Source organism: Pseudomonas sp. RIT288 (assembly GCF_000631985.1).
Taxonomy (GTDB): domain Bacteria; phylum Pseudomonadota; class Gammaproteobacteria; order Pseudomonadales; family Pseudomonadaceae; genus Aquipseudomonas.
The window spans coordinates 153,940-175,857 of sequence record NZ_JFYN01000005.1 but is presented as its reverse complement, the minus strand read 5'-3'; the positions used below and the strand labels follow the sequence as shown (position 1 = coordinate 175,857).

The following is a 21,918-nucleotide window of genomic DNA, read 5'->3' as shown; positions in this document are numbered from 1 at the left end:
AGGGAGAACAGCATGAGCGATTTCAACATCGGTCGTCGGCGGGTCATGCAGGTTGTCGGTGCCGGGCTGCTGATGCCGGGGCTGGCGCCGGCGGTGATCGCGTCGGTCAAGGATCGGCCGCAACTCACCGACGGCGTGCAGTCCGGCGACCTGAAAGGCGACCGCGCGATGATCTGGAGCCGCAGCGACCGTCCGGCGCGGATGGTGGTCGAGTGGGACACCCGCAGTCAGTTTCGTCACCCGCGCCGTGTAGTCTCGCCACTGGCCGATGCGCGCACCGACTTCACCGCCCGCGTCGAACTCACCGGGCTGCCCGCCGATCAGGCAATTTTCTATCGGGTGTATTTCAAGGACGCACAATCCGGCGTCGCCAGCGAACCGTGGCTCGGCCATTTGCGCAGCGCTCCGAAGGCGCGGCGTAATATCCGTTTCGTCTGGAGTGGCGACACCGTCGGCCAGGGCTTCGGCATCAACCCGGACATCGGCGGCATGCGCATCTACGAATCCATGCGCCTGCGCCTGCCGGACTTCTTTATCCACAGCGGCGACACCATCTACGCCGACGGCCCGGTGCCGGCGCAACTGACCACCGAAGGCGGGCGGATCTGGCGCAACCTCACTACCGAAGCCAAGAGCAAAGTCGCGCAGACCCTCGACGATTATCGCGGCAATTACCGCTACAACCTGATGGACGAAAACATCCGTCGCTTCAACGCCGAAGTCCTGCAGATCTGGCAGTGGGACGACCACGAAGTGGTCAACAACTGGTCGCCGGGCAAGCAGCTCGACGAGCGTTATCAGGAAAAAGATATCCACACCCTGGTCGGCCGTGCGCGCAAGGCCTGGCTGGAATATTCGCCGATGCGTTTGCAGGCGGCCGACGGTGGCGGGCGGATTTATCGCAAGCTCGGTTACGGGCCGATGCTCGATGTGTTCGTGCTCGACATGCGCAGCTATCGCGGGGCCAACGACGACAATCTCGGCGCGGCAAAACCGTTTTTGGGGCGTGAGCAACTGGACTGGCTCAAGCGTGGCTTGAAGCACTCCAAGGCGCAGTGGAAGGTGATCGCCGCCGACATGCCGATCGGCCTCGGCGTGCCCGACGGAGAGGTCAGCCCGGGCGTCGCACGTTGGGAGGCCGTGGCCAACGGCGATCCCGGCCCGGCGCAGGGACGTGAGCTGGAAGTCGCCGAGCTGCTCGGTTTTCTGCGGGCGCAGCAGGTGCGCAACTTCGTGTTTCTGACCGCCGACGTGCATTACTGCGCGGCGCATCATTACCACCCGGACCGTGCGGCGTTTCAGGATTTCGAACCGTTCTGGGAGTTTGTCGCCGGGCCACTGAACGCCGGGAGTTTCGGGCCTAATCCGCTGGACAAGACCTTCGGCCCGGAAGTGGTGTTCCAGAAGGCCCCGCCGACCCAGAATGCTTCACCGTTTGCCGGGTTTCAGTTCTTTGGCGAGGTGAACATCGAAGGGCAGAGCGGGGAGATGAGTGTGGTGTTGCGGGATTTGAATGGGGTAGCGGTTTTCGAGCAGAAATTGCAGCCCGTCTGATCACTCCACCTGTAGGAGCTGCCGCAGGCTGCGATCTTTTGATTTTTCAACAACAAGATCAAAAGATCGCAGCCTGCGGCAGCTTCTACAGGAGTCAGTCAGTACACGTCGCGGCGATAGCGGCCCTGTTCGATCAGGCGTTCGACTTCGGTGGCGCCGAGGATGTCGTTGAGTGCCTGATCGACGCCAGAAGCCATGCCCTGCAGGCTGCCGCAAATGTAGATCACCGCACCCTCAGCCAGCCATTTCTGCAGTTCGTCAGCAGATTCGCGCAGGCGATCCTGGACGTAAATCTTTTGCGCCTGATCCCGCGAAAACGCCAGATCCAGTCGTGTCAGATCACCATTGATCAGCCACTCTTCCAGCTCCGCCCGGCAGAGGAAATCGTGCTCGCGATTGCGCTCGCCGAACAGCAGCCAGTGACGCTGCTGACCGTCGGCGATGCGTGCTTTGAGCAGACTGCGCAACCCGGCGAGGCCGGTGCCGTTGCCCAGCAGAATCATCGGCACTGGTTGGTTCGGCAGGTGGAAGCCACTGTTGCGCCGTACGCGCAGGCTGATGCTGCCGCCCACGGACGCATGCTCGGTCAGCCAGCCGGAAGCAATGCCCAGGCTGCCATCGGCGTGTTGTTCCTGGCGCACGATCAGCTCCAGCACGCCGTCGGCGGCAATCGAGGCGATCGAATATTCGCGCATGGCCAGCGGCACCATCGCATCCACCAGCGCTTGCGCATGCAGGCCGACCAGATGCGCACGATGTTCGGGTAACTGGCGGCTGGCGAGGGCGATTTCCAGTGGCTCTTCGAGGCCGTTGATCTTCACCGTGGTTTCGCCACGAATGCCGAGGCCGTCGAGGAAGTGTTCGATGGCCCAGGGGCAGTTGCGCGGCAGCACTTCCACCAGGTCGCCGGCCAGCCAGCTGCTGGTGCTCGGCGCCTTCAGGCCCAACAGGTACACCGGCGCGCCGCTGCTGTCGGGGTTCATCAGGTGGCGGCGCAGCAGCGTCCAGTTGTCGTAGCTCGGTGCTTGCCAGGTGTCGACTGGCGCTTGTCCGGTGATCAGGTCGAGCTGCGTCTGCCAGTGACGCAGGGCGTACGGGTCGCCGCTATCGACTTCGACCGGGGCGAACAGGGTCTTGCCGCCGTGCTCGCCGAGCCACTGATGCAGGCGTCGGGCGAAGCCGCAGAAATGCTGGTACTGGCGGTCGCCGAGGCCCAGCACCGCATAGTTCAGGCTGTCGAAGCTGGCGGCATCGCGCAGTACTTTGCGCTCGAAACCGCGCGCGCTGTCCGGTGCTTCGCCGTCGCCGAACGTGCTGACCACGAACAGCGCGTGGTTCGATTCGCGCAGATCTTCTGCGCTGACATTCGCCAGTGGCTGCACCTTCACCGGCAAGCCGGCGGCCTGCAATTGCCCGGCGGTCTGCCACGCCAACTGTTCGGCAAAACCGCTCTGGCTGGCGAAACCCACCAGCCATGCCGGTTCATCAGCGGCGGGTGCCTGAAGACCTTTGCGCGCGTCCTGAATCTGCTTTTTCTTGCGTCGGCGATCCAGATACAGCAGCCACCCGGTAATGAAAAACAGCGGCATGCACACGGCGGCGAGGGTGACGATGATTCGTCCGACCAGGCCGAAATAGCTGCCGACGTGCAGCGCGTAAATGCTGGTCAACAGCTGCGCCTTGAAGCTCTTGTCGGCATAGCGGTCGACGCGTTTGACGACGCCGGTGGCCGGGTCGAGGGTGATCTGATTCAGCGCGCGATCATGCGGCGAGCTGTCGAGCAGATAGAACACGGTCGCCGGTTGCCCGGCCACTGGCGGCATGCGGATGTTGTAGGCCGACAGGCCCGGGCCGGCAGCGCTGTAGATGCTGCTCCACATCGCCGCGTAGTCGGCCGTCGGTGCCGGGCCTTCCGGCGCCGGCCCGCGACCGCCGCGCACGCGCTCGTTTTGCGGCGCGTCGGAAAGCAGTTTGGTCAGACCCTTGTTGTACCACTCGTACGACCACGACAACCCGGTCAACGCCAGCAGCAGATACACCAGCAAACACCAGGTGCCGGCCACCGAGTGCAGATCCCAATTGAAGCTGCGGCCCTTTTTCTTCCAGTCGAGGGTCAGCCACACGCGCCAGCTGTTCCACTGTCGCGGCCAGCGCAGGTACAGCCCGGAGAGGCAGAAGAACAGCAGGATCAGGGTGCAGGCGCCGGTGATGTTGCGCCCGGTATCGCCCATGGCGAGGAAGCGGTGCAGTTGCAGCATCAGGCCGAAGAAATCCTGGCCAACCGCGTCGCCCATGAACTTGCCGGTATACGGATCGAAGTAGCGCATCTCGCCACGACGTTCGCCTTTGGGCGGGGTGAAGTAGACGCGTGCGGCGTTGCCGCTGTCGGTCTCGACCCAGAGCATCGCGACTTTCTTGCCGGAAGTCGCTTCGATGTGTTCCACCAGCTCGACGGGAGGCAGGACGCCAGCGACCTGCTTTTCCACCTGCAACACCGACGGGTTCAGCGCCCGCAGGATTTCGTCCTGGAACGAATAGGCGGCACCGGTAATGCCCATCAGGGCCAGCACCAGCCCGGCAGTGATGCCGAAAAACCAGTGCAACTGGAACAGGGTTTTCTTCAACACGTCGCTCGCCTTGTCCGTTCGAAATATGTTTCACGGCGCGCATTATGCCGTGGGTTGTCGAGAGCTTCTTTGATTACGCACAAAAGCCCCGTTCAAATGAATGACCGGGGCTTTGTTCTTTGTAGGAGCTGCGGCACGCTGCGATCTTTTGATGTTGGTTTTTAAGAATCAAGATCAAAAGATCGCAGCGTGCCGCAGCTCCTACAGGATCAGAAGTGGAAGTTGGTGCTCAACAGTGCCGTACGGCCCGCCGCCTGGTTGGCGAAGTGGGTCGAGAAGGCCTTGTCGTAGTAGGTTTCGTTGGTCAGGTTCTGCACGTTGAGTTGCAGGTCGACGTTCTTGCTCAGCTTGTAGGCGGCCATCGCGTCGTAACGTACGTAGGAATCGACCATCGTGGTGTTGGCCACGCTGCCGTACACGTCGTCGACGTAGAAGGCACCACCACCGAGGGTCAGCTTTGGCGTGACCTGATAAGTGGTCCACAGGCTGGCGCTGTTTTTCGGCGTGTTCGGCAGTTCGTTGCCGTCGTTGGCTCTGCCCATCGGGCCGCCGTCGACTTGTTCGCTGTCCATGAAAGCGTAGCCGGCGAACACTTGCCACTTGTCGGTGATCTTGCCGCTGGCCGACAACTCGATACCCTGCACGCGGGTCTTGCCGGCGTTCTCGTAGGAGGTGGTGTCGACTTGCACGCGAGCGTTTTCTTTCTCGGTGCGGAACACGTCAGCGGTCAACGACAGACGATCGTTCAACAGATCCCACTTGGTGCCGATTTCGTAGTTCTTGGTGGTTTCCGGCTCCATGTCGCTCTTGAGCAGGTTGCCATTGCGATCCGGGGTGCCGCCCAGCGGGTTGCCTTCCTGGCCTTCACCCAGGGTGTTGCCCGGTGGCGTCGCGGAGGTCGCGTAGGAGGCGTAGATGCTGCCGTTCGGCGCCGGTTTATAGACCACGCCGAACTGACCGGTGACGAACTCGCTGGTGTCATCACCCTTGGAGGTGGTGGTGCCGGCGTTGTTGTAGGTCTTGTAGTCGGTGTCGAAGTGGTCGTAACGCAAGCCCATGTTCACCAGCCACTGCTCGGACAGCTCCAGGGTGTCGAACGCATACAGCGCGTAAGTGTTGGCCTTGGTGTCGGTGCCGGCGTAGTTGCGTGAGATCGCGCCGTTCCACGGATCGTTCGGATTCGGGTTCGACAACGAGGTGCAGTTGTAGCCGCTGGACGCGCCGATCATCGACGGGGTGCAAGTGTTGGTCACGGCACTGGTGCGCGGCGTGGTGTCGGTGTTGACGTTGTACGAAGACTTCTGGCCTTCCTCGCGGGTGTATTCCACACCTGTCGAGAAGCTGTTCTTGAAGCCGGCGATGTAGAAATTGCCGAACAGGTCAGTCTGGTTGGTGGTGGTCTCGGTGTTGCTGACCCGCGTGTTGGCACGGCGCCAGACGCTGCCATTGTTGACGTTGCCCTTGCTGTCGTCCGGCTGGGTGAGGATGTAATCCTGCATGCTGGTGCCGTGGCGCAGGGTGTTCTTGATGGTCAGCGAGTCGCTCAGGTCGTGCTCGATGGCGAAGGTCGCGGTGTCGGTACGGCCCTTGCGGAAATCGCGATCCAGACCGTAGAAGTTGCTGTGATCGCCACCGGCGTACGGCTTGTCCGGGTTGGACTTGGTGCGGGCAGCCGAACCCGCCTTTGGAATGGTGTAAGGAATGCCCGAGTCCGGGGTGTCGTTGCTTTCCAGATGGTAGTAGTCGAGGTTGACGCGGGTGTCGGTACCCAGGCCAAACGCCAGGGACGGCGCGATGCCCCAGCGATCGTAGTCGACCTTGTCGCGGCCGGCGACATTGCTCTCGTGGCTCATCAGGTTCAGGCGGCCGGCAGCGGTGTCGCTGAACTGGTAGTTGCCATCCAGGGTGTAACGCTGGGTCTGGTCGGAGCCCCAGGTGAAACCACCGTCGAACGAGTTGCCCAGGTGCGCTTTCTTGCTCACCAGGTTGATGCTGCCGCCGGCCGCGCCACGACCGCCGATGGCCGAGTTCGGGCCCTTGCTGACTTCGATGTTTTCCACGGCAAAGATTTCGCGACTCTGCGAACCGGTGTCGCGCACGCCGTCGAGGTAGGTGTCGCCTTGGGCGTCGAAACCACGAATGAACGGACGATCGCCCTGCGGGTTGCCACCTTCACCGGCACCGAAGGTGATGCCCGGCACGGTGCGCAGCGCGTCCTGCATGTTCAGGGCGCCGGTGTCCTTGAGGACTTGTTGCGGGATGACGGTGACCGAGCGCGGGGTATCGACCAGCGGCGCGGTGTACTTGGGCGAGGAGGCTTTTTCGACCTGGTAGGACGTCGGGTCCTGAGCTTCGCCGGTGATGGCGGTAGCGTCCAGAGCGATGGCATTGCCGGAGGCTTTGCTGTCGGTCTTTTCTGCGGCGAACACCATGTGGCCAGCGGAACCGGCAGTGATGGCGACACCAATGGCCGAAGCGAGCAAACGTGGTGAACTGACCGGCAATTGTGCGTGTTGACGTGACATTTTTATTCCCCTCCCCAAGGATTTGAGGTCGCGGAATATAGGGTAAACGGGTATTCGTATCAATTGCGAAACATTGTTATTCGCGACGAATTTACATTCTTTACAATTTAGCCTTACGGTTTTAGCCGATTCATCCGTCGTGCGGGTTTTACACGGCCAATAAGAATCAATACCATTGGCACCCCTTTACCATCAGGTACGATCGCCATGTTGCTGCACATCCCCGGCCTGTTCGCCAAAGAAGAAGTGCAGCGCATCCGCGAGGCGCTGGAGCAGGCGGATTGGGCTGATGGCAAGATCACCGCCGGCTATCAGTCGGCGAAGGCCAAGCACAATCTGCAACTGCCGGAAGGCCATCCGCTGGCCAAGGAAATCGGCGCAGCGATGCTCGAACGGCTGTGGAAAAATCCGCTGTTCATGTCCGCCGCGCTGCCGCACAAGGTATTCCCGCCGTTACTCAACTGCTACACGGCGGGCGGCAGTTTCGACTTTCACATCGACAACGCCGTGCGCCAGCCCAAAGGCAGCATCGAGCGGGTGCGCACCGATCTGTCGGCCACACTGTTTTTCAGCGAACCCGAGGATTACGACGGCGGCGAGCTGGAGATCCAGGACACTTTCGGCATGCAACGGGTGAAACTGCCCGCCGGCGACATGGTGCTGTATCCCGGCACCAGCCTGCACAAGGTCAATGCCGTCACCCGCGGCGCGCGTTATGCGTCGTTCTTCTGGACGCAAAGCCTGGTGCGCGAAGACAGCCAGCGCGCCTTGCTGTTCGAGATGGACGGGGCGATCCAGCAGCTCACCCAGGACATGCCTGATCACCCGTCGCTGATCCGCCTCACCGGCACCTATCACAATCTGCTGCGGCGCTGGGTCGAGGTATGAGTTTTCAACTGCGACGCGAGGAAGTGCTCGACGGCCCGCAGCTCAGCGCCATGCTCGAAGAAAGTCCGGCGCGCGCAGCGCAGGCGATTCTGCTTGCAGCCGGCCAGGGCATTGTTGAAGCGCAGGCGCTGCTCGGACAGATCCTGCTCGATGGCCGTGGCATCGCTCAGGATCAGCCGCTGGCGCTACGCTGGTTTGGCATTGCCGCCGGGCAAGGGCATCTGATGGCGCGCAACATGCTGGGTCGTTGTCATGAGCATGGTTGGGGCTGTGTCGCCAATGCTGCGGTTGCCGCGCAGCATTACCGGGTCGCTGCAGATAATGGGCTGGACTGGGCCATGTACAACCTGGCCAATCTGCTCGCTACCGGGCGTGGGATACCTGAGGATCAACTTCAGGCACTGGACCTGTATCGACGCGCCGCTGAAGCCGGCCACGCCAAATCAATGAACCTGTTGGGACGTTATCTGGAAGAAGGGCGGGTGTGTCCGAGGGATCTGACAGCGGCACATGACTGGTATCGACGCTCCGCCGAGGGCGGCGATTTCCGTGGGCAGTTCAGTCACGCCGCGATTCTGGCCCAAGCGGGGCGAATCGAAGAGGCGCTGCAATGGCTGCGCAAGGCGCTGTTGCTTGGCAATGCGAAGTTCTTGCGCATCAGCGGCGAATCGCTGCTGGCATCCGCGCATCCGCAGATACGCGCCATGGGCGCCGAGTACCGTCAGCGCCTGGCGACCCTCGACGCCGAGGTGCCTGCCCTCCATCAGTCATGAAGGGCAGGCGCCATCAGTCAACCGCGCAACCAGCGACCCTGTAGCGGGATCAGGTAATTGCGCAAGGCCTCGCTGTTTTGGAGCACTCGTTCACCATGCAGCTGAACGTCTTCGTTCGGCGTAGCGATGACCGCAGCGAGAAACGCAGATAACGCGTCCGTCAGTTTGCCGGTCTCACTGACGTAGGTTTGCTGATGCGGCACAACCTTTTGCGTGTCGTTCAACTGGCGGGTCTTGTCGTCGTTTTCGCGCAGTTGTTTTGCCAGGGAGGCCACACGCTCCTCACGCTGGGCGAGGCGGGTCTGAATGATTTGCCGCGCCTTTATCAGGTCGTTGTACTTGATCAGCTCATTGGCTTCGTCAAGAAACTTGTTGGCAACAATCAGTCCGGCTTCCAGTGCTGCACTTTCAGGGGTTTTTGGCTTGCCGCCGAAGATGGCTTTCAGTTGTGCGAGCAACGGTTTGACGCGATCAATGAATGTCAGCTTTTCAAACTCCGTGATCGCCAGATTGAGAACCGCCTCATCGTCTTTCAGTTGAGCCAGTGGGATACTTTCTGCACTGTATTCGCGGTCCAGACTGGTTTTGGCAGCGGCCAATTCTTCGAGCCTGAAACGGTTATTGCTGATGGTGATGCTCTGTACACCAAACACACCGTTGTGCAGTGACGAGTGCAAGCGGGTCATTTGCTCGCTGCTCAACTTGATCAGTTGCGTGACAATCTGCGAATACACTTGGCGTGCTTTTTCGACGTCAGCGTTGGCATCATCACCCTTGATATTGCCCAACGCTTGCAGGTTTTCGTGCAGTTCGTCAGTCTCCAGTGTCGAAATGGCCGACGTGATGGTGTTGGCAGCCATGAGATCCAGTTCACCGATGGCAGCGTTCAAACCGAGCAACTCATCGCTGAGGGCTTTGATATAGAGATTTGCAGAACCTACGATTGCCTGATAGCGGATAGCCTCGCGGCTTTCTTGCAGGCGGGAGAAGTCGGGTTGCATATAGGAAACAGTTGTCATGGATAATTCTTCCTTGTTGGTTAAGTGATTTTTAGTCGAAAGCGCTGATAAGCTGGTTTGCGTTGATTTGCACTGATTTCCAGTTTTTCAGAACAACGTTCAAACTCGATACAAAGCTTCTGAGCGTCAGAAACTCGTGCATATCCATGACTTTGTTCTGCGAGGAACTGATGTAATCGGTAATGGAAATCCAGAGTGTCTCCAGTTGCGAAGTGCTCTGGATCGCGCCCTCTACATAGAGCGACATGCTATCCAGACCCGCCTGGAATTCCATGAGTGTGCCGGCAAGGATATTCTTCTGCTTGACTTGCGCAGCCAGTAACTCTCGTTGATCAAGCAAGGGCTTCAAATATATCGATTGTTGACGTTCGAGATGTTGATACCAAACTGACGGGCTGCCGTTGATAGCAACGATAAAACCAAGAATGTGGTCGAAAAAGTTGGGTTCTGTTTCCTTGGCCTTTTCATCGATACGTTGCTGAGCCAGATCGATCGCCGCGTTCAGTTCAGTCAACTGTTGGTTGATTTGCTCATCGCCGGCCAACTTCAACTTCTTGCCAATATTGACGGCAACCTTATCGTTAAGGTCAGACTTGAAGTATTTCAGACGCTCGCTGACGTCCTGGCTGCTGAGTTTTTTCTGGTTGATCGAACTTGCGATGAACGCCAGCGCCTCCTGAATGGAGCCAAAGCGATTTTTCTCCTCTTCGCCGATTTCCAATGGCGGAAGTTTGTTTATTTCTTCCTCGGTCAGCGAATCGATGGTGCCAAGATAGTTGACGTAGCCCGGCATTGTCATGATGGCATTGATAATGTCCTGGCCGAAGCTTTCAAGGTCCTCCGAAAAAGTTGCCAGGCTACTGGCCACACGTTTCATCGAGTATTCGATGTCTGCCCAGGAACTGGCGTTATTGATGATCGATATATAGAGTTCGACAATGTCGATCAGCTCAAGCCCGACAATGCCTGTCTGTTTTGTTTGTAATTGTTTTTCTAGATCCTCGATATTGCGTGGCAATGTTTTGGTCGCGGAGACGTAGTTTTTTATTTTTCTGACGTCATCTTTAGTAATAAGCGGATTCTGGCTTGGTTGCACTTTAAATTCCCTTTAGGTGTGGTTTGAACCCTCAGGGTAAATTCGAAGTGGCAGTTGAGTACATGTATTGAGTGTGACGGGTTGTTAGTTATTGTTTGTGATTGTTTGAAATGCTTCGTATTGGCGCGAATTGTCGGCGCTGATTAAGTTTTGTTCTGGGTTAGACGGTCGGCGTTGTAACTAAATAGTCGATAGTGATAATCGAAGGAAATAAAAAAGGCCCATGAAAACATGGGCCTTTTTTAAATTACAGCGGGTTACACGTAGAAGGATTTCAGCGGTGGGAAGCCATTGAATTCGACAGCGCTGTAACTGGTGGTGTACGCACCGGTCGACAGCCAGTACAGACGGTCACCAATGGCCAGGTTCAGCGGCAGCCCGTACTTGTAGTTCTCATACATGATGTCGGCGCTGTCGCAGGTCGGGCCGGCGATCACCACTTCTTCCATCTCGCCTTTCTTCTCGGTCCAGATCGGGAACTTGATCGCTTCGTCCATGGTTTCGATCAGGCCGGAGAACTTGCCCACATCGGTGTAGACCCAACGTTCGACGGCGGTGCGGGATTTACGTGCAACCAGTACCACTTCGCTGACCAGGATGCCGGCGTTGGCGATCAGCGAACGGCCCGGCTCCAGAATGATTTCCGGCAGGTCATCACCGAAGTCTTCCTTCAGGAAGCGGATGATCTCTTCGGCGTAGGTTTCCAGGCTGTTGGTGCGGGTGATGTAGTTGGCCGGGAAGCCGCCGCCCATGTTGATCAGCTTCAAGTGAATGCCGTCTTCTTCTTTCAAACGCTCGAAGATCACTTTGACCTTGGCGATCGCCGCGTCCCAGACGCTGATGTCGCGCTGCTGCGAACCAACGTGGAACGAGATGCCGTACGGCACCAGGCCCAGGTCGCGTGCAAGGATCAGCAGGTCCATGGCCATGTCGGTCTGGCAGCCGAACTTGCGCGACAGCGGCCAGTCAGCGGTGGTCGAGCCTTCGGTCAGAATGCGCACATAGACTTTCGAACCCGGTGCAGCCTTGGCGATGTTGCGCAGGTCGGCTTCGGAGTCGGTGGCGTACAGACGAACGCCTTTCTCGAAGAAGTAACGGATGTCCTTGGATTTCTTGATGGTGTTGCCGTAGCTGATCTGGTCCGGGCTGACGCCACGGCTCAGCACTTTGTCCAGCTCATAGATGGAGGCAATGTCGAAGCTCGAGCCTTTCGCTTTGAGCAGGTCGATGATCTCGACAGCCGGGTTGGCCTTGACCGCGTAGTAGACCTTGGCGAATTCGAAACCGGCGCGCAGGTCGTCATAGGCCTGGCTGATCATCGCGGTGTCGATCACCACGAACGGGGTTTCCTGTTTGTCGGCGAACGCCTTCATTTTCTGAAAGGTTTCGCGCGCGAAATAGTCTTCGACCTGGATCGACATGCTGGTAGCTCCTATGGGCAAACTCGTAAAAACAATGGGTGCAAATGAACGCCCTCCGTATCCCCACTTTGGTTCGCCTACTTCCCAAGGCATGTCGCCGAAAGCAAAAAGGCCACGGGCGTAACTGCCCTTGGCCTTGCTGTCTCGTCGTCAGTACTTGAGCCGGATGGATCGTTTCCAGCATGGACGTTCGGCGCGAACTTTAGGGCGTGAGGGGCCTGAGATCAACTAAAAATGTCGCGTTTTTGCACGCTTCTGACGTGCGTCGCGGATATCACTCTTTGTAGCCGACCGAGATGACGGACAGATGTTCCCCGAGAATTTTCGAGTGTTAAAAATACCTGCACGTTCGCAGCTTTTGTCGACTAATTAGTGGATAAGTGTGATCGGCGCAACATCGGCGACGTTGGCGGCGAGAGGCGGGTGTGAGAGGGATTTTGATAAGTGTAGCGGGTGCTTTAGCAGTGACAGAGCTCACCTCGGTGTTGATATTTTTTTCCAGTCTTTGAAAACACAAAAAAATGTGGCGAGGGAGCTTGCTCCCGCTGGACTGCGAAGCAGTCCCCGCTTTTTTTAAAGAGGGGCCGCTGCGCGACCCAGCGGGAGCAAGCTCCCTCGCCACAGGGTAGATGTTCGACTTTTTAATCGATCAGGCGACCACGGCCTCAGCCGGCGAGACGATATTGGTCTTCATCCCGCGCGAGCGACCCGAGCTCAAGTAAGCCGCAATCGACTCCTGCGTCACCTCGCCGAGGAATACCCGCTCGGCATCCATCACCGGTAGCCACGAACGATTGAACTCGTACATGCGCGACAACAGGATGCGCAAATGTTCGTCGTACGCCGCCGTGGCGTTGAACTCGCGCAGAAACTGCGCGCAGGTACCGGTCTGGCGGTGCAGGTCGCGACGACGCACATAGCCCAGTGCCTTGTTCTCGGCACAGGTGACCACCACGTAGCGACGGTCATGCTCGTCCATCAATTCCAGCGCCTCGGCCACCGGAGTCTCCGGGCTGACCGATGGCGCGTTGTCCGCCGCGTCTTCGGCCTTCACCAGCAACAGGCGCTTGAGGGTGCTGTCCTGGCCGACAAAGTTGCTGACGAAATCGTCTGCCGGGTGCGCGAGCAGGGTGTCCGGGTGATCGATCTGCAGCAGTTTGCCGGCGCGGAAGATCGCGATCTTGTCGCCGAGTTTGATTGCCTCATCGATGTCGTGGCTGACCATGATCACGGTCTTGTTCAGCGCCCGCTGCATCTCGAAGAACTCGTTCTGGATCATCTCGCGGTTTATCGGGTCGACCGCACCGAACGGCTCGTCCATCAGCAACAGTGGCGCATCAGCGGCCAAGGCGCGGATCACACCGATACGCTGTTGCTGGCCGCCGGACAGTTCACGCGGGTAGCGATGCAGATACTGCTTGGGTTCCAGCTTGATCATGCTCATCAGTTCGCGGGCGCGGTCGTGGCATTTCTGTTTGTCCCAGCCGAGCAGTTTCGGCACCACGACGATGTTCTCTTCGATGGTCATGTTCGGGAACAGGCCGATCTGCTGGATCACGTAGCCGATGTTGCGGCGCAGGGTGACTTCGTCGAGATCGGTGGTGTCTTCGCCGTTGATCAGGATCTTGCCCGAGGTCGGCTTGATCAGGCGGTTGATCATTTTCAGCGTGGTGCTTTTGCCGCAACCCGATGGCCCGAGGAACACACAGATTTCGCCTTCATTGACGGTCAGGCTCACCGAGTCCACGGCTTTGACATCTTTGCCGTTGCTCTGGAAGGTCTTGCTGAGGTTTTGAAGTTCGATCATTTGAGGAGTCCTTTTGGAGTCAGCGTACGTTGCAGCCACTGCAGGAGAAGGTCGGCGAAGATCGCCAGAAGACTGACCAGCAGCGCGCCGACGATCAGCATCGACATGTCGCTGCGGCTGATGGAGGCGAGGATCAGCACACCGAGGCCACCGGCGCCGATGGTCGCGGCGATGGTCATTACGCCGATGTTCATCACTACGGCGGTGCGCACCCCGGCGAGGATCACTGGCACCGCAATCGGCAATTCGACCATGCGCAGGCGCTGGCCGAAGGTCATGCCGATGCCGCGGGCGGCTTCACGGATACCCGGTTCGACGCCGGTCAGGGCGAGGTAGGTATTGCGCATGATCGGCAGCAGTGAATAAAGGAACACCGCGGTGATCGCCGGCATTGGCCCGAGGCCCTGGCCGAACCTGGAGTAGAACGGCAGCAGCAGGCCGAACAGCGCAATCGACGGCACGGTCAGCAGCACCGTGGCGCTGGCCTGCAAAGGGCCGGCGAGGCTCGGGAAGCGCGTCATCAGAATGCCCAGTGGCACGCCAACGACAATCGCCAGCGTCACGGCGATGCCGACCAGAGTGATGTGCTGCCAGGTCAGGTGCATCACCTGCTGCCAGTCGAGGTGGGAAAAGGCGTTCAGAAATTCCATGACTTTTCCTCCTTAATTGAGTGGATGCTGGCGCAGGAAATCGGCGGCGACTTTCGACGGGCTCTCATGATCGACGTCGACCCGCGCGTTGAGCTGGCGCATGGTTTCGTCGTCGAACAGTTGCGCCAGCGGCTTGAGTTGCTCGGCCAGTTGCGGGTGCGCATCGAGGTAGGCCTGACGCACGACCGGCGCGGCGGTGTAGTCGGGGAAGTAGTGCTTGTCGTCTTCCAGCAGTTTCAGGCCGAACGCATTCAGGCGGCCGTCGGTGGTGTAGACCAGACCGGCAAACACCTGGCCGTTGCGCAGCGCGGTGTAGACCAGCCCCGCGTCCATCTGCCGGATGTTCTTGCGGGTGAGGTTCATGTCGTAGAGCTTGACCATGCCGTCCAGACCGTCGGAGCGGTTGGCAAACTCGGTATCCAGCGCCACCAGATGATTGGTCTTGGCTTCGGCGCGCAGGACTTCGTTCAACTGGCTGATGTTGTTGATCTGCGGATACTCCTCGGCGATTTTTTTCGGCAGGGCGAGGGCGTAGGTGTTGCTGAATTTAGACGGGGTCAGCCAGACCAGGCCTTTTTTCGCGTCGAGTTCTTTGACTCGGGCGTAGGACTGTTCGCTGTCGAGTTTTTCGGTGACATGGTTGTAGGCCACCAGTGACACGCCGGTGTATTCCCAGAGCATGTCCAGTTGTCCGCTTTCGTGGGCGCTGCGGGCCAGGTTGCTGCCCAGACCGCCAGTGATCTGCGCGTCGTAGCCTTTGCCGCGCAGGTATTGCGCGGTGATTTCGGCGAGCAGGGTCTGCTCGGTGAAGACCCGGGCGCCGAGGCGAATAAGCGGTTTTTCGGCGGCCTGCGCCAATCCTGCAAGCAGCAGGGCACTGCTCAGGAACAGGCCTGAGATCAAGCTAAGTCGTTTCATAAATATTCCTTCGCAAGAGCCTTAAGACGGGCGCAAACCGCGTTCCAGCCAGAGACGGCTGGCGAGGGTGACCACGCCATCGAGCAGCAGGGCCAGCAGCGCGGTGCACGCGGCGCCGAGCAGCAGTTGCGGCTGATTGTTCAGGGCGATGCCAGGGAAGATCAGGCTGCCGAGGCTGTTGGCGCCGATCAGGAATGCCAGCGGCGCGGTGCCGACGTTGATCGCCAGTGCCACGCGCACACCACCGATGATGATCGGCACCGCATTGGGCAATTCGACTTTCCACAGCACCTGGCGCGGTGTCATACCGATGCCGACGGCGGCTTCCTTGAGCGAACCCTGGACGTTTTTCAGGCCTTCGTAGGTGTTGCGCACAATCGGCAACAGGGATGCGAGGAACAAAGCGAAGATCGCCGGGCCACTGCCGATGCCGAGAATCCCCAGGGCAATCGCCAGTACGGCCAGCGGTGGCACGGTGTTGCCGATATTGAAGATTTGCATGAAGCGTTCAGCACGGCCGACCATGGTCGGGCGGCTGAGGAAGATACCGGCGGGGATGCCCACGACAAGGGCGGCCAGCATTGAAGCGAGGACGAGAATCAGATGAGCTTGCAGGTAAAACAACAAATCGTCGCGGTAGTGTTCGATCGTGTTGATGCCGATCCAGTGGACCAGCAGGGCCAGGAGCGCGATAACCACCGCACCTCCCATCAGCCCTTTGCCATAGCGGATAGCCACAGGCGGACTCCTTTTCTTGTAGTCGGCGAACGCCGTCCCGAGTGGCATGCCATGCCTGGCTGCCGGGAAATAAACGTTCGCGAGAAGCAGCTCCCTCAGCACCGGCAACAAGCGGTCTGAAAGCGAGCCATGAGCGCAGCCTCGTCAGGCTAACTTGCTGATTTTTCAGCCCCTGACGAAATGTCGTAACAGGGGATGGACGTCTCCGTGCTTTAAAAGGTTCCCACGTTAGACACTGTTTGGCCACCTGTAGGAGCTGCCGAAGGCTGCGATCTTTTGATTTTGTTGTTAAGAGCAAGATCAAAAGATCGCAGCCTGCGGCAGCTCCTGCAGGGTTTAGCGGGTCCGAGGGACGGTGGTCTGGCGATCACTTTTTAAGCTATACTCGCCGCCCTTTTTTGAATCACCGCCAGGCGATTTCCCATGACCAACCAGGCCGCCGAAGTCGCGAAACGCCGCACTTTCGCCATTATTTCCCACCCCGATGCCGGTAAAACCACGATCACCGAAAAGCTCCTGTTGATGGGCAAGGCGATTGCAGTGGCCGGCACGGTGAAATCCCGTAAATCCGACCGCCATGCGACATCCGACTGGATGGAGATGGAGAAGCAGCGGGGTATTTCCATTACCACGTCGGTCATGCAGTTCCCGTATCGCGAACACATGATCAACCTGCTCGACACCCCGGGCCACGAAGACTTCTCCGAAGACACCTACCGCACCCTGACCGCGGTCGACTCGGCATTGATGGTGCTCGATGGCGGTAAAGGTGTTGAACCACGAACCATCGCCCTGATGGACGTCTGCCGTCTGCGTGACACGCCGATCGTCAGCTTCATCAACAAACTCGACCGTGACATCCGCGACCCGATAGAACTGCTCGACGAAATCGAAGCCGTCCTCAAGATCAAGGCTGCGCCGATCACCTGGCCGATCGGTTGCTACCGTGACTTCAAGGGCGTGTACCACCTGGCCGACGACTACATCATTGTCTATACCGCCGGTCACGGTCACGAACGCACCGAAACCAAGATCATCGAGAAGCTCGATTCCGACGAGGCGCGCGCGCATCTGGGCGACGAGTACGAGCGCTTCCTCGAACAGCTGGAACTGGTGCAGGGCGCCTGCCACGAGTTCAACCAGCAGGAGTTCCTCGACGGTCAACTGACCCCGGTGTTCTTCGGTACCGCACTGGGTAACTTCGGTGTCGACCACGTGCTCGACGCCGTAGTTGACTGGGCCCCGCGTCCGCTGGCCCGTGTCGCCAACGAGCGTACCGTGGAGCCGGTGGAAGAGAAGTTCTCGGGCTTCATCTTCAAGATCCAGGCGAACATGGACCCGAAGCACCGCGACCGCATCGCTTTCATGCGCATCTGCTCGGGCAAATACGAGAAAGGCATGAAGATGCGCCACGTGCGTACCGGCAAGGACTTGCGCATCGGCGACGCCCTGACGTTCTTCTCCTCCGAGCGTGAGCAACTGGAAGAGGCGTACGCCGGCGACATCATCGGTCTGCACAACCACGGCACCATCCAGATCGGCGACACCTTCAGCGAAGGCGAAGTCCTCGGTTTCACCGGTATCCCGCACTTCGCTCCGGAGCTGTTCCGTCGTGTGCGTCTGCGTGATCCGCTGAAGTCCAAGCAATTGCGTCAGGGTCTGCAGCAGTTGGCTGAAGAGGGCGCGACCCAGGTGTTCTTCCCGGAGCGCAGCAACGACATCATTCTTGGCGCCGTGGGTGTGCTGCAGTTCGATGTGGTCGCCAGTCGTTTGAAGGAGGAATACAAGGTCGAGTGCTCTTACGAGCCGATCACTGTCTATTCCGCGCGCTGGATCGAATGCAGCGACAAGAAGAAGCTTGAGGAGTTTTCCAACAAGGCTGTGGAGAACCTGGCACTGGATGGCGGTGGGCACCTGACCTACCTCGCGCCGACGCGGGTTAATCTGGCGTTGATGGAAGAGCGTTGGCCGGATGTGAAGTTCCGTGCGACGCGTGAGCATCATTAAGCGCTGAGCTGGTTTGTTCGAAAGCCCCTGAGGTGTAGGCCTTGGGGGCTTTTTTTTGGGCTTTGGTCTTGGCGGCCTTTGGGCCGGCCAGGCTTTGGGTTTTCTTGTGTACATATCTGTTTTTTGGGTAATGGCTACTTAGGGTTTCGCCCTTACGGCGACTCACTTTTTTGACAAACGCCTCAAAAAAGTAAGCAAAAAAAGGCTTGCTCCTACGTTCGGCCCGCTCGCTGGGGCTCGGGGTTCCTTCGCTCCGGGATTGATCCGGGCGCAGCGCCTCCGGTTTGCTTCGCTGCACCTCCTCTCGCTGTGTTCGGCTTCGCCAAACGGTCGCTACGCTCCCACCCCCGGATCAATCCCTCTGCTCAGCCTTCCGATGTCGCCCGTGGATCAAGATCAAAAGCTTTCGGCGAGCTGACACTCGGCCATTGAGTGGTGAAGAGCATGCGTTCGGCTCTGGCTCTTCTGTGGGAGCTGGCTTGCCAGCGATGGCGGCCTGCGAGCCGACCAAGCGTTAACTGGCTGCACTCAATCTCACTCCAACTGCCCGCACTCAATCTCACTGTAGGAGCCAGCCTGCTGGCGAAGGCGGCCTGACAGCCAACCAGTCTCTAACTGCCTGCACTCAATCTCACTGTAGGAGCCAGCCTGCTGGCAATGGCGGCCTGACAGCCAACCAGTCTCCAACTACCTGCACTCAATCTCACTGTAGCAGCCAGCCTGCTGGCGATGGCGGCCTGACAGCCACCAGTCTCCAACTGCCTGCACTCAATCTCACTGTAGGAGCCAGCCTGCTGGCGATGGCGGCCTGACAGCCAACCAGTCTCTAACTGCCTGCACTCAATCTCACTGTAGGGGCCAGCCTGCTAACGAAGACGACCTGACAGCCAACCAGTCTCCAACTGCCTGCACTCAATCTCACTGTAGGAGCCAGCCTGCTGGCGAAGGCGACCTGACGGCCAACCAGTTTCTAACTGCCCGCACTCAATCTCACTGTAGGAGCCAGCCTGCTGGCGATGGCGGCCTGACAGCCACCAGTCTCTAACTGCCTGCACTCAATCTCACTGTAGGAGCCAGCCTGCTGGCGAAGGCGACCTGACAGCCAACCAGTCGCCAACTGGCAGCACTCAATCTCACTGTAGGGGCCAGCCTGCTGGCAATGGCGGCCTGACAGCCAACCAGTCTCCAACTGCCTGCACTCAATCTCACTGTAGGGGCCAGCCTGCTGGCGAAGGCGACCTGACAGCCAACCAGTCTCTAACTGCCCGCACTCAATCTCACTGTAGGAGCCAGCCTGCTGGCGAAGGCGACCTGACAGCCAACCAGTTTCCAACTGCCTGCACTCAATCTCACTGTAGGAGCCAGCCTGCTGGCGAAGGCGACCTGACAGCCAACCATTTTCTAACTGAGTGCACTCAATCGAACGAGCGAGCGACCGACCGACGGCTACAGAGGGTTGTGGGGCGGATCCTTTTTTGTGGCTGCGATGCTCTTGAGCGCTACAAACTGGATGCTGGCCATCAGTTCATGGGTCATATCACCCGATTGACGATGGCTAGGGTAGGGAGCTGTTGATCCCGGCCGTTGTGCCGGTTCACTGCGCCGGTAGCAGTGTTCCCTGGTGAAAGAACATCTGCCACTGCTCGGCCTGTTTGCGCCAGATCGAGCTACGCAGTGTGTTGACCGTGACACCTTGAGCCTTATCCACGTTCTGGCAGTGATAGGTCACCAGCACAATGTCGTCCGACAGATATCTACTGCTGAATTGACTGATGGTGCGCTGCGTAAAGGTCTGTAGTGGCAATTGCTCGATTACTTCTGCCTTTGACCATTTATCGCCGCGAGCACCAATCTCGACAAACTCGTCGGCGATCAAGCGCGAAAGATCTTCGGCATTGCTTCGTACAGCTTGCGATAGCAGAGATTGTTCGAGATCCAGCAGAGTTTTTGACAGGTCCATGGCAGTAGCCTTTTTCCGAATGTTCAGCGATACATTACCCATGTTGTTGCGGCAATGGCGACTCACCTCGGTTGAGTGGTGCGTTTGAGGAAATGTCCGTCAGTTGTCTGCTTCATGAGCGTAATCCGGCTCTGCATTTACATTTCAAAACCTCCGCCCACACGACTTTCCAATTCAACCCGTCTACTGTTCAGCGAACCCTCGCCGCAGCGGACGTTACATGATCAAAGGACTGACTCAACTGATGCGTCTGAAAGGCTATTTCTCCCCAATGTCTTGGGTCCTTGCAGCTCTTTTATTCATCAATCGCCTCAGCGCCATGGTCAAACTCTTCATGGCGCTGTACTTGCGTCAGGAGTTGGGGCTGGCGATTGAAACCGTCGGCTGGTTGCTCTCGGCTTATGGCGCGGGGTTGCTGGTCGGTTCGATGCTTGGCGGTTGGCTCAGTGATCATGTGCGCACGGCGCGGCTGACGGCGGCGCTGTTTTTCGTGTCGGTGTGGGTGCTGATGCTGTTGGGGCTGGTGACGCAGGTGCCGTGGCTCGCCGGTTTGTTGTTGCTCAGCGGTGTGATCGACGGGGCGATTCGTACGTTGCATCAGCGGCTGATCATGGAATATTGCGAGGTGGCGCAGCGTTCTCGCGCGCAGGCCTTGAGCCGGGTGGCGCGCAATCTGGGTATGGCGGCTGCCGGGGTGGCGGGCGGGGTGCTGGCGCAGGCGGATTTCCGTTGGGTGTTTTTTGTCAGTGCGGCGATGACGATGCTGGCGCTGCTATGGTTCATGCGTACGACGTGGCGGCGGCCGGTGTTGGTGGTTGAGGACGAATCCGTCGATGGCTCAAGCGTGCCGTTTCGCGACAAGCCGTTCCTCTGGCTGCTCGCGGCGACGGCCGTGCTTGGCATTGCATTCGACACGGTCTACAGCACGCTGGGCAATTATCTGCGTGATTACTACCACTTGAGCACCGAGGCGATCGGCTGGCAGTTCGGGCTCAATGCGTTGCTGGTGATCGCGCTGCAGATTCCGTTGTCACACTGCGGCGAGCGTTGGGGCACGCGGCGGCAAATGCTCGCCGGGAGTTTGTTGCTGGCCGGTGGATTGGGCATGTTGCCGTTCGGATCCGGGCTGGCGTTCGTCTGCCTGTCGACGGTGATCTGGACCTTGGGCGAGGCGTTGTTCATGCCGCCGCTGAATGTGCTGGCGATGCAATTTGCTCAGCGTGGCAAAAGCGGCCAGTACTTTGGTCTGTTCTTTATGAGCTGGAGCGCCAGTGCGTTGTTGTCGCCGGTGCTCAGCGGTCAGTTGTACGGCAATTTCGGTGGCCACAGTGTCTGGCTGGCCAGCGCCGCACTGGTGTTGATGTCGATTCCCTTGACGTGGCAAGCGACCCGTCCGCTTAGTTGATTCCGCGATAGGTGTTATTCGAAACCTGTCTGTCTGCGAAGGGCATTTCTGCCCGCGCGTTAGCGTCCTATCTGGTGAAGCCGCCGGATCGGAACTAGATTTCACACAGCGCCAGTCAGGCACGCATGTCTCACCTGAAAATGGATGGAGTCAGCTATGAAAAGCAGGTTGCTACGGTTTTTATTGCTTTTGAAAGTGATGGTCATGCTGTCCCTCGGCACCGCGACGGCCTGGGCCGAGTGCGAGGATCACGATTCCCAGGCCTTTAACGGCCAGGTCGGACACAACGGCTTGATGCTCGCCAAGTCGGAATCAGAGCCAGGCGATCAGGGGCAGGGTGGCAGCGCCGATGATGACGACTCGACCACCGATGAGCCGGACGACGAAGGCGACAGCCAGACGTAGATCGCAGGCAAAAGAAAACCCCTTCTTCCACGACTGATGCGCAATCGAGGACGAAGGGGTTGGGTTAACCCATTATTTTTCGGATAGACACGATCCCTGTAGGCGCTGCGGCACGCTGCGATCTT

General features: G+C 58.9%; 16 protein-coding genes. 6 read left to right on the top strand and 10 right to left on the bottom strand.

Features of this window, described 5'->3' with window-relative positions; translation table 11 throughout:
• Positions 1-12: 12 nt before the first annotated feature.
• Positions 13-1,554, top strand: coding sequence for an alkaline phosphatase D family protein (locus BW33_RS06720; protein ID WP_047597912.1), 1,542 nt, complete (start codon positions 13-15; stop codon positions 1,552-1,554).
• 98 nt (positions 1,555-1,652) lie between these two features.
• Here BW33_RS06720 and BW33_RS06715 read toward each other — a convergent pair whose 3' ends face one another.
• Both BW33_RS06715 and BW33_RS06710 read right to left on the bottom strand, forming a co-directional pair.
• Positions 1,653-4,181, bottom strand: coding sequence for a PepSY domain-containing protein (locus BW33_RS06715; protein WP_047597911.1), 2,529 nt, complete (start codon positions 4,179-4,181; stop codon positions 1,653-1,655).
• Positions 4,182-4,390: 209 nt separating this feature from the next.
• Positions 4,391-6,706, bottom strand: a complete 2,316-nt coding sequence (locus tag BW33_RS06710) for a TonB-dependent receptor (protein WP_047597910.1) — start codon at positions 6,704-6,706, stop codon at positions 4,391-4,393.
• 207 nt (positions 6,707-6,913) lie between these two features.
• Between BW33_RS06710 and BW33_RS06705 the strand changes: the two genes are divergently transcribed.
• Together BW33_RS06705 and BW33_RS06700 are read left to right on the top strand one after the other, a co-directional pair.
• Positions 6,914-7,594 carry a Fe2+-dependent dioxygenase gene (locus BW33_RS06705; RefSeq protein WP_047597909.1) on the top strand — a complete coding sequence of 227 codons (681 nt, stop codon included), beginning with the start codon at positions 6,914-6,916 and terminating at the stop codon, positions 7,592-7,594.
• The gene (locus BW33_RS06700) at positions 7,591-8,367 is read left to right on the top strand and encodes a tetratricopeptide repeat protein (protein ID WP_047597907.1); all 777 of its coding nucleotides are present in this window, start codon (positions 7,591-7,593) and stop codon (positions 8,365-8,367) included. Before BW33_RS06705 ends, BW33_RS06700 begins: the two co-directional genes overlap by 4 nt.
• Before the next feature lie 17 nt (positions 8,368-8,384).
• On the opposite strand, the gene BW33_RS06695 is transcribed toward BW33_RS06700, so the two are convergent.
• The 7 genes from BW33_RS06695 to BW33_RS06665 all read right to left on the bottom strand — a co-directional run bounded on the left by BW33_RS06695 (position 8,385) and on the right by BW33_RS06665 (position 15,989).
• Positions 8,385-9,386, bottom strand: coding sequence for an alpha-xenorhabdolysin family binary toxin subunit B (locus BW33_RS06695; protein WP_152546094.1), 1,002 nt, complete (start codon positions 9,384-9,386; stop codon positions 8,385-8,387).
• Between the two features lie 31 nt (positions 9,387-9,417).
• Complete coding sequence (locus BW33_RS06690) at positions 9,418-10,482, bottom strand: alpha-xenorhabdolysin family binary toxin subunit A (RefSeq protein WP_047597903.1); 1,065 nt, start codon at positions 10,480-10,482, stop codon at positions 9,418-9,420.
• A 257-nt stretch (positions 10,483-10,739) separates the two neighbouring features.
• Positions 10,740-11,903 carry a type III PLP-dependent enzyme gene (locus BW33_RS06685; RefSeq protein ID WP_047597902.1) on the bottom strand — a complete coding sequence of 388 codons (1,164 nt, stop codon included), beginning with the start codon at positions 11,901-11,903 and terminating at the stop codon, positions 10,740-10,742.
• Between the two features lie 649 nt (positions 11,904-12,552).
• Positions 12,553-13,710, bottom strand: a complete 1,158-nt coding sequence (locus BW33_RS06680) for an osmoprotectant ABC transporter ATP-binding protein OsmV (protein WP_047597900.1) — start codon at positions 13,708-13,710, stop codon at positions 12,553-12,555.
• Positions 13,707-14,360 carry an ABC transporter permease gene (locus BW33_RS06675; RefSeq protein WP_047597898.1) on the bottom strand — a complete coding sequence of 218 codons (654 nt, stop codon included), beginning with the start codon at positions 14,358-14,360 and terminating at the stop codon, positions 13,707-13,709. The genes BW33_RS06680 and BW33_RS06675 overlap by 4 nt, the downstream gene beginning before the upstream one ends.
• A gap of 12 nt (positions 14,361-14,372) precedes the next feature.
• Positions 14,373-15,278, bottom strand: a complete 906-nt coding sequence (locus BW33_RS06670; RefSeq protein ID WP_047597897.1) for a glycine betaine ABC transporter substrate-binding protein — start codon at positions 15,276-15,278, stop codon at positions 14,373-14,375.
• Between the two features lie 21 nt (positions 15,279-15,299).
• Complete coding sequence (locus BW33_RS06665) at positions 15,300-15,989, bottom strand: ABC transporter permease (RefSeq protein ID WP_177327464.1); 690 nt, start codon at positions 15,987-15,989, stop codon at positions 15,300-15,302.
• Between the two features lie 450 nt (positions 15,990-16,439).
• On the opposite strand from BW33_RS06665, the gene BW33_RS06660 reads away from it, so the two are divergent.
• Complete coding sequence (locus BW33_RS06660) at positions 16,440-18,023, top strand: peptide chain release factor 3 (protein ID WP_047597895.1); 1,584 nt, start codon at positions 16,440-16,442, stop codon at positions 18,021-18,023.
• Between the two features lie 1,594 nt (positions 18,024-19,617).
• Here the strand turns inward: BW33_RS06660 and BW33_RS06655 are convergent.
• Positions 19,618-19,983 carry a nuclear transport factor 2 family protein gene (locus BW33_RS06655; protein WP_047597894.1) on the bottom strand — a complete coding sequence of 122 codons (366 nt, stop codon included), beginning with the start codon at positions 19,981-19,983 and terminating at the stop codon, positions 19,618-19,620.
• Between the two features lie 220 nt (positions 19,984-20,203).
• Between BW33_RS06655 and BW33_RS06650 the strand changes: the two genes are divergently transcribed.
• On the top strand, positions 20,204-21,388 hold the full coding sequence (locus BW33_RS06650) for an MFS transporter (RefSeq protein ID WP_047597892.1): 1,185 nt from the start codon (positions 20,204-20,206) through the stop codon (positions 21,386-21,388).
• A 156-nt stretch (positions 21,389-21,544) separates the two neighbouring features.
• On the top strand, positions 21,545-21,793 hold the full coding sequence (locus BW33_RS06645; RefSeq protein ID WP_047597891.1) for a hypothetical protein: 249 nt from the start codon (positions 21,545-21,547) through the stop codon (positions 21,791-21,793).
• Positions 21,794-21,918 lie beyond the last annotated feature (125 nt).

What these genes read in the sequence shown, in the direction of transcription:
- BW33_RS06720 (WP_047597912.1), top strand. Translation starts at nt 13, where the DNA reads ATGAGCGATTTCAACATCGGTCGTCGGCGGGTCATGCAGGTTGTCGGT.
- BW33_RS06710 (WP_047597910.1), bottom strand. Translation starts at nt 6,706, where the DNA reads ATGTCACGTCAACACGCACAATTGCCGGTCAGTTCACCACGTTTGCTC.
- BW33_RS06705 (WP_047597909.1), top strand. Translation starts at nt 6,914, where the DNA reads ATGTTGCTGCACATCCCCGGCCTGTTCGCCAAAGAAGAAGTGCAGCGC.
- BW33_RS06700 (WP_047597907.1), top strand. Translation starts at nt 7,591, where the DNA reads ATGAGTTTTCAACTGCGACGCGAGGAAGTGCTCGACGGCCCGCAGCTC.
- BW33_RS06695 (WP_152546094.1), bottom strand. Translation starts at nt 9,386, where the DNA reads ATGACAACTGTTTCCTATATGCAACCCGACTTCTCCCGCCTGCAAGAA.
- BW33_RS06685 (WP_047597902.1), bottom strand. Translation starts at nt 11,903, where the DNA reads ATGTCGATCCAGGTCGAAGACTATTTCGCGCGCGAAACCTTTCAGAAA.
- BW33_RS06680 (WP_047597900.1), bottom strand. Translation starts at nt 13,710, where the DNA reads ATGATCGAACTTCAAAACCTCAGCAAGACCTTCCAGAGCAACGGCAAA.
- BW33_RS06675 (WP_047597898.1), bottom strand. Translation starts at nt 14,360, where the DNA reads ATGGAATTTCTGAACGCCTTTTCCCACCTCGACTGGCAGCAGGTGATG.
- BW33_RS06670 (WP_047597897.1), bottom strand. Translation starts at nt 15,278, where the DNA reads ATGAAACGACTTAGCTTGATCTCAGGCCTGTTCCTGAGCAGTGCCCTG.
- BW33_RS06665 (WP_177327464.1), bottom strand. Translation starts at nt 15,989, where the DNA reads ATGGGAGGTGCGGTGGTTATCGCGCTCCTGGCCCTGCTGGTCCACTGG.
- BW33_RS06660 (WP_047597895.1), top strand. Translation starts at nt 16,440, where the DNA reads ATGACCAACCAGGCCGCCGAAGTCGCGAAACGCCGCACTTTCGCCATT.
- BW33_RS06655 (WP_047597894.1), bottom strand. Translation starts at nt 19,983, where the DNA reads ATGGACCTGTCAAAAACTCTGCTGGATCTCGAACAATCTCTGCTATCG.
- BW33_RS06650 (WP_047597892.1), top strand. Translation starts at nt 20,204, where the DNA reads ATGATCAAAGGACTGACTCAACTGATGCGTCTGAAAGGCTATTTCTCC.
- BW33_RS06645 (WP_047597891.1), top strand. Translation starts at nt 21,545, where the DNA reads ATGAAAAGCAGGTTGCTACGGTTTTTATTGCTTTTGAAAGTGATGGTC.